This is a genomic window from Candidatus Limnocylindrales bacterium, from assembly GCA_035571835.1.
In the GTDB taxonomy this organism is placed as follows: domain Bacteria; phylum Desulfobacterota; class Binatia; order UBA1149; family CAITLU01; genus DATNBU01.
The window spans coordinates 1-11,911 of record DATNBU010000018.1; the positions used below are offsets into that span (position 1 = coordinate 1).

Consider the following 11,911-nt stretch of genomic DNA (forward strand, 5'->3'; position numbering starts at 1 on the left):
GATCAACCGAGCCTACGCGGCCTTTCAGAAACTCTCTGCCTTATCGTTCAAAGTTGATGACGTTCTTAATGCCCGTTGCTTGGCCCAGCAGAAGATCGTGGTGCGCTTCCATCGGGTAGCGACCGGTGATGAGCGATCGGACGGCATCTGGCCAGCGTTGCACGAAGATCCCCAAGTCTCGGATCGCATCCTCGAACGTCCCGCGGCTGGCGTTCACGGTTCCGAAGACCACCTGATTCTTCAGCACGAGGTTTCGCATCAGGATGTCCGTGTCCACCGGAATCGGCCCCTTGCGCCCCGGGACCCCCGTAAACACGAAGATTCCATTGGTGCCGAGCACGCTCATCGCGTCGAACGCGACGCCGGACGCACCGGCCGCTTCATAGACGACGTCGATGCTGCCGACTGCGCGCGGAAGGTCTTTGACCGCCGTATCGGACGCGGAGATGTAGTGGCCGCCGAAGCATTCGACGAGCCTCGCTTTGGCCGAGCCGTGGTGCTCGCGCGAGTAGACGAACGTATCGAAGCCGGCGGTCGCGAGAGCCATCGCACCGAGGAGTCCCACCGGTCCGGCGCCGAGCACGACCGCGCGGTGGCAGCTTCCGTTGTTCCTGCCGGACCTGTCGGACCTGTCGGAAAGGACCGGGCACGCCCACGGAAGACGCTGCTGGACCTGCCAGATCTGCTCGAGCGCTTTCTCGGCGATGGTCAGCGGCTCGACCAGCACGCCGACGTCGCGAAGCTTTTTCGGCACCACGTTCATGTAGCGCTCGTGGTCGACGATGATCTCGGTCATGTAGCCGTGCGCCTGCTTGATGCCGCGCTCGACGAAGTCGCCCGTGTAGCAGAAGTCCTGGCGCGAGCTCCCGCACGCGGTGCATTCGTCGTGCGGACAAGGCCGGCGCACGGTCGGTACGACCAGATCGCCGACCTTCACGCGCGTCACGTCGGGCGCGATCTCGAGGATTTCGCCGAGCGACTCGTGGCCGATCACGAGATGCTCCGAGCCCGTTGGCGGCTGCCCGTAGTCGAAGCAGCAGATCTCGCGGTCGGTGCCGCAGACTCCGACGTCGAGAATCCGCACGCGGACGTGCCCCGGCTCGAGGCGCAGCGCCGGTTCGGCAACGTTCTGGAGGGAAATGGATCGGGTTGCGGGCGAGACGGTAATGGCTTTCATGGGACGATCCGATGCCGGACGTACGGCCGGGTTTCATCGGCCGTCGTCAAACCGGCCAGGCGCTGTCGCGCGCGTGCTTCGTCGGCGTCCGCGCCGGTGCGTCCGCAGTATCGGCAGCGGTTCATGAAGAAGATGCGTAACCTCCACGCCGCCGCGTCATCACAGCGCGTGTCCTCTGCGACCTCCCTCCACCAAAGGCCGGCGCCGCGACTGTCTGGTCGCGGCGCCGGCTCCCTCCAGGGCCTCAAGGTGCTGAGCTTCGGCTGGGAGCTGGCTCCGATTCTTTCCGGCGGGCTCGGTGTGGCGTGCGCAGGCCTCGGCCGTGCACTGGTCGAAGAAGGCGTCGAGCTGACGTTCGTTCTTCCGAAACTTCCGCGTCCGATTTCTCCGAAAGGAATCCGCGTAAGGAATGCGCGCGACGTGCCGGTCGACGTTGCTCCGGAACGGCGGATCGCGCCCGAGAGCACGTCCGCCGGCGCAGCGGCTCCCGACTGCGCGATCCGGTTCGAGACGGTGCTTGCGCCGTACCAGACGCACGCGTCGTACCGCAACGCGCTCGGCGGCTCGCGGCTTGCGGGCGGCGGCAGCGCCGGCAGCGCCGGCAGCGCCGACGCCGCGCGCGGCAACGAAGCCGCGGACGCGTCACTTTACGGCGGCGATCTTCTCGCCGAAGTCGATCGCATGGCCGAAGCCGCCCGCAGCATCGCGGCCGATACGGCTCACGATCTCATCCACTGCCACGACTGGATGACGTTCGCAGCCGGCGTTGCGGCGCGCGAAGTCTCCGGAAAGCCGCTCGTCGTGCACGTGCATTCGACCGAAAGCGACCGCAGCGGCGGCTCCGGCGGCAATGCGGCAATTCGCGCGTACGAGCAGGCGGGCCTCGTCGCGGCCGATCGCATCGTCGCGGTCAGTGATTTCACGCGCCGAAAAATCCTCGAGCAGTATCCCGGCGTCGACAGCGCGAAGCTTCGCGTCGTGCACAACGGCATCGAGCAGGCGGGCCAGGCTGATGTCGAATGCCCGCCGCTCGGTGAGCGCCATCCGGTCGTGCTGTTTCTCGGACGGCTTACTGCGCAGAAGGGCCCGGAGTGGTTCCTGCGCGCCGCCGAGCTGGTCCACCGGCTGCGGCCCGATACGCAGTTCGTCGTCGCCGGAGGCGGCGAGATGCTTCCGTGGATGATCGAGCGCGCGGCCGACCTCGGCCTGGCCGCGAGCTTCTTCTTTACCGGCTTTCTCAGCGGCGACGACATCGTGCGCGCGTACGAGATGGCCGACGTGTTCGTGATGCCGAGCGTCAGCGAGCCGTTCGGCCTGGTTCCCGTCGAAGCGATGCTGCGCGGAACCCCGGCGATCGTCAGCCGCCAGTCCGGCGTCAGCGAAGTGATCCGTCACTGCCTGAAGGTCGACTTCTGGGACACGGCCGATCTGGCCGACAAGATCATTGGCGTCATCGACCACCGGCCGCTGGCCGAATCTCTTTCCAGCGGCGGGCGGCGCGAGGCTTCGCGCATGGACTGGCAAGGGCCCGCCCGCCGCCTTCTCGCAATTTTTTCCGAAGTGCTCGCCGAGCCGCGCGTGCTTCCCACTGGAGCAATCCGATGAACAAGCTCTGCGCATATTTCCAGATTCACCAGCCGCACCGCCTGCGCCGCATGCGCGTGTTCGATATCGGCGCGCGGCTGTCGTGCGATGGCCGAGCGGAGCGGGTTGCGGACATGCCCGGCGATGCGGTGTCGACAGACCACTGGTTCGACGACGATCTCGACCATCGCGTGCTCGCGCGCGTCGTCGAACGATGCTACCGCCCCGCGACGCGAACGCTGCTGTTGCACGCGCGCCGCTACGGCCCGCAGTTCCGCGTGGCGTTCGGCGTGACGTCGACGGTGCTTGCGCAGCTCGAGCGCCACGCGCCCGACGTGCTCGACAACCTCGGCGAGCTCGTCGCATCGGGCTCCGCGGAAGTTCTCGGCGAAACGTCGCATCACTCGCTCGCATGGCTCGTCGACGTGGACGAGTTCGCGGCGCAGGTCGAAGAGCACCGCGATGCCGTCCGTCGCCGCTTCGGCGTCACGCCGGCGGTGTTCCGCAACACCGAGATGCTGTTCGACGACGGGCTCGCGGCTTGGCTCGCCGGCCGCGGCTATCGCGCGGTGCTCGCCGAAGGCGCCGATCGCCTGCTCGGCGGCCGCTCCGCCACCAGCATCTACAAGGCGGCCCCGGCGGCGCGGCTTCGCGTGCTGCTTCGCCATTACCGGCTGAGCGACGACGTCGGTTTCCGCATCGATCACGCCGACGGCGGCCGTCCGCTTGCCGCTGCGACGTGGGTGCAGTGGGTCGCCGCCGCCGGCGGCCAGAGCGTCAACGTGTTTCTCGATTTCGAAACGTTCGGCGAGCACCAGGGCACGGCTTCGATGAAGCTGCTCGAGGAGCTGCCCGATGCGCTCGCCGCTGCCGGCGTCGCGATGCATCTGCCGAGCGAGGCCGCGGCGCTTGCGGCCGACGACAGCATCTCGGCGCGCGGGATTGTTTCGTGGGCGGACGAATCACGCGACGAGAGCGCGTGGCTCGGCAACTCGATGCAGCGTTCGGCGACGGCGCGGCTGTACGCGCTGCTGCCGGCCGTGCGCGAGACCGGCGACCGGCGTGTGCTCGAAGCATGGCGGCGCCTCGCGACCAGCGATCACGCCTACTACATGTCGACCAAGGGCTTCGGCGACGGCGAAGTGCACGCGCACTTCCGCCCGTACGAAAGCCCCTACGAAGCCCACCTCAACTTCATGAACGTCCTCGCCGACCTGAAGCTGCGCCTGACCGGAAAAAGGGGACAGGTACATTTAAAAAAGCTCAACGAATTCGTGCCGCAGAAATTCGCGGCGAGCAGCCCGCCGTGAATTTGCTGCGAAAAAATAATTGTACCTGTCCCCTTTTTCAGTCGCGCAGGGCGTCGCGGATGAGGCGGATCGTGGCCTGGTAGTCTTCGAGATAGCGGGCGCAGTCGGCGCATGCGTCGAGGTGCAGGCGGCACCGGCTTTCATCGGCGGCGCCGAGCTCGCCGGCGAGATAATCCGCGAGCACGCCAATCAGCCACTGGCAGGTGATGTCTTGTTCCACGCGCACGTCCCTGTGGGCATTCACGGAGGAAAGGCAATCGGCCGGAGAAGCTAGCATCGGACCCTCGTGACCGCAGCAGGCTCCGGGCTTGTCGAGTGGAAGTCCCGCACGGAGCTCCGATGCCACGCCAGTTCGCCGGTTACACCGCGCGTAACTCTTTGCCGCACGCGGCGTCCAACCGCCCATGGCGCAATCGCTCTCCCGTTTCCTCCGTCGGCTCCTGCCCGCATCCGACGGCCTCTCGCCCCGCGTCCGCGAAGCGATCGCCCGCACCGAAGACGCCAACGAAATCCTGCTCGGATGGGTCCAGCTGGCCGTCGTCACGCTGCTCGGCGCGCTCTACCTCGCGGCGCCGAAAGGCTTCGAAGCCAAGGACGTCGCGTTCGAGCCGGTGCCGTGGCTGCTCGCGTCGTACGCGCCGCTCGTCGTTGCGCGCCTCGTGCTCGCGCATCGCCGCCGGCTCGGCCCGGTGATCCTGACAGCATCGGTCATCATCGACATCAGCGTGCTGTTCCTGTTGATCTGGAGCTTTCACATCCAGTACTGCCAGCCCCCCGCGTTCTACCTGAAGGCGCCGACCTTCGCGTACGCATTCCTGTTCATCGCGCTGCGCAGCCTGCGCTACGACTTCCGCTACCTCGTGCTGACCGGCGTGACCGCCGCGATCGGCTGGATGGCACTGGTCGGCTACGCGCTCGGCCCCGGCGACGCCGAGATCACGCGAAGCTTCGTCGACTATGCGATGGGCTATCACGTGCTGATCGGCGCCGAGCTCGACAAGGTCGTCTCGATGGCGATGGTCACCGGCGTGCTCGCGGTCGGCACCGTGCGCTCGCGGCGACTGCTCGCCGTGGCCGCGAGCGAAGGCCAGGCACGCCGCGAGCTGACGCGCTTCTTCAGCCCCGCCGTCGCGACTCGCATCGTCACGTCGGCCGACGCGATCCGGCCGGGCGAAGGCGAGATCCGCGAAGCCACGGCGCTGATGATCGACCTGCGCGGCTTCACGCGCCTTGCATCCACGCTGCCGCCGGATCGCGTGATGTCGCTGCTCGGGGACTTCCAGCGCCGCATGGTCGCCGTGCTGTTCCGCCACAACGGCTGCGTCGACAAGTTCCTCGGCGACGGCATCCTCGCGCACTTCGGCGCCGCCACGGAAAACGCGGCGCACGCGGCCGATGCGCTGCGTGCGGTCGACGACATCGTCGTTGCCGCCGACGAGTGGAGCCTTGCTGCGGCGGCCGACGGCGTCCCAGACCTCGACATCGGCGCCGCGTGCGCGAGCGGCGAGATTCTCTTCGGCGCGGTCGGCGACTCGGACCGGCTCGAATACACGGTGATCGGAAATCCGGTGAACCTTGCCGCCAAGCTCGAAAAACATACCAAGGCCGAACGCGTGCGAGCGCTGGCCAGCAGCGTGACGTGGGAGCTGGCCGTACGGTCCGGCTACGTGCCACCCGCGGATCGACAGATGCTCCGCGCGCGCGAGGTCGCCGGCGTCTCCGAGCCGGTCGACCTCGTCGTGCTCGCCGAACGCCGGTCGCTGGCCGCTGCCGCGGCCTGATCTGCGGGGAATGCCATGACGGAAACATCGCGCAAGCGCATCGTGATCCTCGGCGGCGGATTCGCCGGCGTCTACACGGCCCGCCGCCTCGAAAAGAAACTGAAGCGCCTCGGCGCCCGCGCCGGCGAGTACGAGGTCGTGCTCGTCAACCGCGACAATTACTTCGTATTCCAGCCGATGCTGCCGGAAGTAATCTCGGGAAGCATCGGGATTCTCGACACGGTCAGCCCGCTGCGGCGGCTGCTGCCGCGAACGACGATCGTCGTGCGCGAAGTCGAGGACATCGACCTCGCGACAAGGACGATCCGCACGAGCCCCGGCGTGCATCCGCATCCGAGCGAGATCCGGTTCGATCACCTCGTGCTCGCGCTCGGCACGGTCACCGATTTCCGCGGCCTGCGCGGCCTGCCCGAGCACGCCATGCCGTTCAAGAACCTCGCTGACGCCCTTGCGCTGCGCAATCACGTGATCGGCGCGCTCGAAGAAGCCGCCGTCGAGCATGAGGAAGAGCTGCGCCGCCAACTCCTCACGTTCGTGGTCGCCGGCGGAGGATTTTCCGGCGTCGAGGTTGCGGCCGAGCTCAACGACTTCGTGCGCGAGGTGGCGCGCAGCTACTCGTCGATCGATCCGGGCGACATCCGCGTGGTGCTGCTGCATTCGCAGGACCGCATCCTGCCCGAGGTGTCGCCGAAGCTCGCGCTGTTCGCGCAGAAAATCCTTGCTGCCCGCGGCGTCGAGATCCGCCTGAACACGCGGCTCGAGGCAGCCAGCGCCGAAGCTGCGCTGCTTGCCGGCGGTGAGCGCATAGCAACGCGTACGCTCGTCTCGTCGGTACCGAGCTCGCCGCATCCGCTGATCCAGGCGCTGTCGCTTGCGAAAGCGCCGAACGGGCGCGTGATCGTCACGCCGCGCCTTGCGGTCGACGGAGCCGACAGGATCTGGGCGCTCGGTGACTGCGCGCTCGTGCCGAACCCGGACGGCGCCACGTTCGCACCGCCGACCGCGCAGCACGCGATCCGTCAGGCGACCGTCGTGGCCGACAACATCGCGGCATCGATCGCCGGCACAAAGCAGCGCAGCTTTTCGTTCGCCGGACTCGGCAAGATGGGATCGCTCGGGCACCGCACGGCCGTTGCCGACGTGTTCGGCTTTCAGGTCTCCGGATTTCTCGCGTGGTGGCTATGGCGGACGATTTATCTCGCCAAGCTTCCGGGCTGGGCTCGCCGCATCAAGGTCGCCACGTCATGGACGCTCGACCTTTTCCTCCAACCCGACCTCGTGCAGCTGCGCGCCGGAGCGACAAGCGGTCTTCGCCACGAACATTACGAACCCGGTCAGGCGGTCTTTCACCAGGGAGACGTCGGCGACAGCATCTTCGTGATCGTCGACGGAGCGGCCGAAGTGTTGCGCGAAGAGTCGGCGACCAGCACGCGCGTCGCGTGCCTCGGGGCAGGCGAGGTCTTCGGCGAGATGGCCCTTCTCGGGCGAAGCGTGCGCAACGCGACCGTGCGATGCCTCGAACCGATGACAATCCTGCGCCTGCCGAAACGCGACTTCCGCCTGCTCGACGCATCACTGCCGGCGCTCAGGCGAAGCTTCGAGGACGTGGCTGCGGCGAGGGGCTGAGGTCTTGCTCGGCAGAGCTGCGGCACATCCTGTTGCTTAGGCGGCTTCGGTCCCGAGCCTAAGGTCGTCGGTATGTTCGGCGACCCGAACGCGCGCGCGCCTTCGGTACCAGGACCAGCTACATCGACAAGATCCGAGCTCCGACGACGTCTTCACGGAGCGGCCGCCATCGCCCGACATTCCGCGGGGAATGTTCGCGCATCGGCGAGATTGCCGCGCCTCGCATCCATGAAGGCGCGGCCGAAGTCGAGGTCCGTCTTCACGGAGCGGCCGCCATCGCCCCGCGGTCGCCGACCCGACATTCCGCGGGGAATGTTCGCGCATCGGCGAGATTGCCGCGCCTCGCATCCATGAAGGCGCGGCCGAAGTCGAGGTCGGCCTGATACTGGTTGTGCGACGCGCAGCGCAGCTCGATGTTCTCCGGCGTGGTAGGTCCGCCCATCGCGAAGGGAGCTCTGTGGTGGAACTCGATGTTGCCGGTCTCGCGGCAGCGACGTCCTCGGCCGTCTACGTAGCGGCAGCGTCCCGAGTCGCGCCGCCATACTTCGCGCCGCACGGCCGCGGGGATGGTCCGGGATCGCTGGCCTCGCTGCGAAGCCGCCGTATCGGCCGCGGGCGTTGTGCCGGGCCGATCGGTGCATTTTTCTTTCGTCGGCATCGTCGACCCCGGTCGATCGGTGCAGCCTGCCTTGCGCGTGAGCGTCTGGACGAGCAGCACGTCGATCGCACGACTGATGATCGCGGCCGCGTCGCGGCCGGTCGACGAGCGGCCGAGCAGGTCCTGTAGCGACCGAAGCTTGTCGTGCGTGGCTTCGTCTACGGTGATCTCGATCTTGTAACGACGCGGGCTGAGCGGAACGATCGGCTTCGGCACTGTTGCCGGCTGGGCTGACGGTGGAGCGATTGCAGCGCCGACGACCTCGGAGTCCGGCCGATTACTCGAGCAACCGACGAACTTGCGGTCTGCCCAAGTTCGCGGATCGCTCGCACCGCAGCCGACGGACTCGCGATCTGTCGAAGCCCACCGATCGCTCGCACCGTCGGCCCGTTCGCGATCCATCGAACTTCCGTCGTCCAACGCTGGCGCCGCCACCGCCGGCCCATTGCTCGCCGCGTCCGCACCGCGACGCCGCGGCATCGCCCGAACACGCGACGCCACATCCGCTCGCGGCGCGAGCTCGGCAACCAGCCGCTCGACCTCGCGTGAGCTCTTGTGCCTGGCGCGCTCGAGCACTCGCACGTGGTTCTCGGTCGTCAGATGCCTCGCCAGCAGATGGATCGCGCTCAGATGCAGCTCGCCGCGTGCGACGAGGTCCAGCACGACCGGAAAGCGACGCGCCGTGCGCGCAGCCCAAAGCCGCTTGGCCGTTACCTGCTCTGACATGTGGAAGCGCTCCATGCAGAAGCTGAACATGGAGGAGCAGGCATGCCTGGCCCAGAGCTTGCGCTCGTCGATCTCGGTGATCGCGACGAGTAGCGCCGCAGTCGTACGACGGTCGCGTGCGACGAGACACTCGAAGTGATCGAGCAGTTCCTTTTCGGAGAGCTTTGCAATGCTGTCGAAGGATGTCGTCATGACGACCCTTGTAACACGGGTTTTTCTGGCGTCGTTCTCGGTAAGGACGCGACTGCCATCAAGCATGGATCTGTGGCAGCGAGCCGCAAGATCCGAGCGGCGCAACGCGCGAAGTCGGCGAAAAAAAACGTGCGCTCTGTTTTGCTTCGCTAGAGGCGATCTCAAGCGGCGAAATATCGCGTCAAGCGAAATCGACATCGCGACGACGCTTCAATAACAAAAGTAGCATAGCGCGGCCGTGATTCGCGCCCGGCAGGACGCGACCAGATCAGTGCGCGAGGTAGGGCAGGACACTCTCGACCCTGCCGTCCCGCTGACGGCGCCCGATCCGACGAAATCTTTCGGACCCGTCGCCATCGCTCACCTCGGGCACGTGCTCAATACACCGATCACTCTGATCGCTGACGCATCGAACGAAACCTGGATCACATTCCCCGCGGAATGTTCGCAGCGACATAGCGCGCTGACCGTACTGCGCATCGCAACCCCAAGCTCATCGCCGGTAACAGCATCGACACGAGCCGGCGTCCATCCGCATGAATCAGATCGTCCGGCGCTGTGATCTCCGGTCTACGAGACGAAGAGGCTGAAGTTGGCGTCCGTGTCGAGTTGTGACGTCGCACACGCAGGCAACTTCCAGTCTCCGCGCCGCGCCGCTATACGGTCCCCCATGGGCACGATCACTGGGGCAGCGTCTCAAAAGGCAGCACTTGAAAGGACATCAATGTCATCTGCACGATTCGGCAGTTCTCTCGCGCGTCGGGGGCTTCTGTCTCTCGCGCTCCTCGTCCTCGCCGCCGGCTGCGGCGACGGTAACAGGTCGTACGACAGCTCGCCTGCCGACGACACGAACGCGCCGGTCTATACGGTAACGGTCGCGGTCACGTCCGACGCGAACCTCGGTGCGCTCCAGCTCGAGGTCCGGCACCGCGGCGACAGCGGCGGCTTCGTGGCCGACGGCGACCGGGCTCGCTGCCAGGCGGAAGTGACAGCTATCATGGCCGCCAACGTCCTTGGCCACGGGTCGCTCAAGGTCGGGCTCGTCAGCCTGGCCGGCTTCCGCACGCCGGCCACGATCGTCCACTGCTCGTTTCGAACCTACGAGGTGATCAGCACGCAATCGTTCGATGTCGACGTCACCGACGCGTCGGATCCGAACGGCGACGCCGTGCGTCCCGTACCGACGGCCGTCGTGAGCAGCGTCGTCTCCGGCGACGATCACGATCCGGATTACGACGACAGCTGCGATCCGTCATGGCGGGCTTACACGCTGGAGATCAGCGTCAACCAGTCTTCGGCCCCGCGAATCGGTGCGCTTCAGCTCGAGGTCACGCATCTCGGCGACAGCGGTTGTTTCATCGGACGGGGAGACCAGATCGACTGCGTAGCGCTCGTCGACGCGCTGGTCGCTGCAAATTATCCGGGCGAGCGAACTGCGAAGATCGGCATGATCAGTCTCGACGGGATTCCCACGCCGGCCGCTGTCATACGCTGCGGGTTCCGAACCAGTGAGTCACTCAGTCCGGCGTCATTCCTGGTGGAGGTCATGGATGCATCGACGACAGGCGGCGATCCCATCGATCCGCCTCCGAGCGTCGGCATCACGGTTACTGGTCGCTGACACACGAACCCGATGACCGGAGCTCAGCACGCGCCTGCTCCGTCCATCATCTCCTTCTGCACGAGGGTCTTCAGCGCCTGCCGTGCACGATGAAGCCGAACCTTGACGGCAACGGTCTTGATTCCGAGCATCGCGGCGGTCTCTTCCGTGGTCAGATCCTCGATGTCGCGAAGCATCAGGACCACGCGGTAGGATTCGGGAAGCCGGTCCATGCAGCGCCGCATCAGCACGCGCAGCCGTTCGCGTTCGAGCGCATCGGCAGGTGACAGATCGACGTAATCGTGAGCCTCGACGATGCGGCTTCCGTCGGCATGGAAGCGCGGCGTCTGGTCTTCGATCGAAACTTCGGGCTTGCGCTTGCGGCTGCGCAGCTTCATCAGCGACACGTTGATCACGATGCGGTGCAGCCACGTCGAAAGCCGCGATCTTCCCTCGAACGTCGCGACGGAACGGAACGCGTGAAGGAAGGCTTCCTGCACGACGTCGTGCGCGTCTTCCTCGCGCCGTACCATGCGGCGCGCGGTCGAGAGCATACGGCCGCCGTTCGCGCGCACGAGCTCTTCATAGGCGCTTTCGTCACCGGCCTGCATGCGCGCGACGAGCAGGCTGTCGTCGTCGTCGATGCGAACGGGAGGAGCGAGCTCCTCGACCAGTAAAAGTGCGGATGCGTTCATGACGCGACCTCCTGGAGAAGCTCCCGGACGAACGGCGACGCGCCGATCAGCTCGACGTCGTCGCGCTCGGCGGCGACCAGCGCGGCGGCGCCCGGCTTGTCGAGAAATCCGATTCCCGCAAGGTCGATGACGACGCGGCGGTTCGCGGCGAGACAGGCCGCAAGGATCGCCCGCAGCTCGATCAGATCGCCGTGCGTCAGCCGTCCCTCGAGTCGGAGAACCGTGGCCTTCTTATGTCCGTCCAGTCGTGTGATTCTGAGCATGGGCGCTATTGAGCAAGGCCCGTGCCGCAATCGCGCATCGCCGGCCGGCGGCCTGCAATCCGCGCAAGATCGGGTAGTTGCGACGAACGGTTCACTGCGGGCGTGGGACGGTCGAAGGCGGCCCCACGAAACTTCGATGGAGGCGCTACGAACCGTCGTGGCAGGGTCGTGGGTTCGTGGGGCCGTGGGGCCGTGGGGCCGTGGGGTCGTCGGCTCGCTGGTTTCGTGAGCTGCGAGGTCGTGGGATCGCCGGATCGTCGGCCGTGCGGTGTGATCGTGGTCCGTGCGGTGGGATCGGC

General features: G+C 66.6%; 10 protein-coding genes. 5 read left to right on the forward strand and 5 right to left on the reverse strand.

What is annotated here, in order from left to right; translation table 11 throughout:
- Positions 1-40: 40 nt before the first annotated feature.
- Positions 41-1,177, reverse strand: coding sequence for a glucose 1-dehydrogenase (locus tag VN634_08475; GenBank protein HXC50904.1), 1,137 nt, complete (start codon positions 1,175-1,177; stop codon positions 41-43).
- A 123-nt stretch (positions 1,178-1,300) separates the two neighbouring features.
- Between VN634_08475 and VN634_08480 the strand changes: the two genes are divergently transcribed.
- On the forward strand, positions 1,301-2,782 hold the full coding sequence (locus tag VN634_08480) for a glycosyltransferase (protein HXC50905.1): 1,482 nt from the start codon (positions 1,301-1,303) through the stop codon (positions 2,780-2,782).
- Positions 2,779-4,071: a glycoside hydrolase family 57 protein gene (locus VN634_08485; protein ID HXC50906.1), complete on the forward strand. Its 1,293-nt coding sequence runs from the start codon at positions 2,779-2,781 to the stop codon at positions 4,069-4,071. Before VN634_08480 ends, VN634_08485 begins: the two co-directional genes overlap by 4 nt.
- 37 nt (positions 4,072-4,108) lie before the next feature.
- Here the strand turns inward: VN634_08485 and VN634_08490 are convergent, their stop codons facing one another.
- Complete coding sequence (locus tag VN634_08490) at positions 4,109-4,291, reverse strand: zf-HC2 domain-containing protein (GenBank protein ID HXC50907.1); 183 nt, start codon at positions 4,289-4,291, stop codon at positions 4,109-4,111.
- A 184-nt stretch (positions 4,292-4,475) separates the two neighbouring features.
- On the opposite strand from VN634_08490, the gene VN634_08495 reads away from it, so the two are divergent.
- On the forward strand, positions 4,476-5,852 hold the full coding sequence (locus tag VN634_08495; protein HXC50908.1) for an adenylate/guanylate cyclase domain-containing protein: 1,377 nt from the start codon (positions 4,476-4,478) through the stop codon (positions 5,850-5,852).
- Between the two features lie 15 nt (positions 5,853-5,867).
- Entirely contained in the window at positions 5,868-7,478 is a 1,611-nt protein-coding gene (locus tag VN634_08500; protein ID HXC50909.1) for an FAD-dependent oxidoreductase, read from the forward strand.
- A 259-nt stretch (positions 7,479-7,737) separates the two neighbouring features.
- Here VN634_08500 and VN634_08505 read toward each other — a convergent pair whose 3' ends face one another.
- Entirely contained in the window at positions 7,738-9,054 is a 1,317-nt protein-coding gene (locus VN634_08505; GenBank protein ID HXC50910.1) for a hypothetical protein, read from the reverse strand.
- Positions 9,055-9,778: 724 nt separating this feature from the next.
- Here VN634_08505 and VN634_08510 point away from each other — a divergent pair.
- Complete coding sequence (locus VN634_08510; GenBank protein HXC50911.1) at positions 9,779-10,675, forward strand: hypothetical protein; 897 nt, start codon at positions 9,779-9,781, stop codon at positions 10,673-10,675.
- Between the two features lie 23 nt (positions 10,676-10,698).
- Here VN634_08510 and VN634_08515 read toward each other — a convergent pair whose 3' ends face one another.
- Together VN634_08515 and VN634_08520 are read right to left on the reverse strand one after the other, a co-directional pair.
- Positions 10,699-11,349, reverse strand: coding sequence for a sigma-70 family RNA polymerase sigma factor (locus VN634_08515; protein HXC50912.1), 651 nt, complete (start codon positions 11,347-11,349; stop codon positions 10,699-10,701).
- A complete protein-coding gene (locus tag VN634_08520) occupies positions 11,346-11,612 on the reverse strand; it encodes an STAS domain-containing protein (protein ID HXC50913.1) in 267 nt (88 codons plus the stop codon). The genes VN634_08515 and VN634_08520 overlap by 4 nt, the downstream gene beginning before the upstream one ends.
- Positions 11,613-11,911 lie beyond the last annotated feature (299 nt).

Coding starts and splice junctions, on each gene's coding strand:
- VN634_08475 (HXC50904.1), bottom strand. CDS start 1,177: ATGAAAGCCATTACCGTCTCGCCCGCAACCCGATCCATTTCCCTCCAG.
- VN634_08480 (HXC50905.1), top strand. CDS start 1,301: ATGAAGAAGATGCGTAACCTCCACGCCGCCGCGTCATCACAGCGCGTG.
- VN634_08485 (HXC50906.1), top strand. CDS start 2,779: ATGAACAAGCTCTGCGCATATTTCCAGATTCACCAGCCGCACCGCCTG.
- VN634_08495 (HXC50908.1), top strand. CDS start 4,476: ATGGCGCAATCGCTCTCCCGTTTCCTCCGTCGGCTCCTGCCCGCATCC.
- VN634_08500 (HXC50909.1), top strand. CDS start 5,868: ATGACGGAAACATCGCGCAAGCGCATCGTGATCCTCGGCGGCGGATTC.
- VN634_08505 (HXC50910.1), bottom strand. CDS start 9,054: ATGACGACATCCTTCGACAGCATTGCAAAGCTCTCCGAAAAGGAACTG.
- VN634_08510 (HXC50911.1), top strand. CDS start 9,779: ATGTCATCTGCACGATTCGGCAGTTCTCTCGCGCGTCGGGGGCTTCTG.
- VN634_08515 (HXC50912.1), bottom strand. CDS start 11,349: ATGAACGCATCCGCACTTTTACTGGTCGAGGAGCTCGCTCCTCCCGTT.
- VN634_08520 (HXC50913.1), bottom strand. CDS start 11,612: ATGCTCAGAATCACACGACTGGACGGACATAAGAAGGCCACGGTTCTC.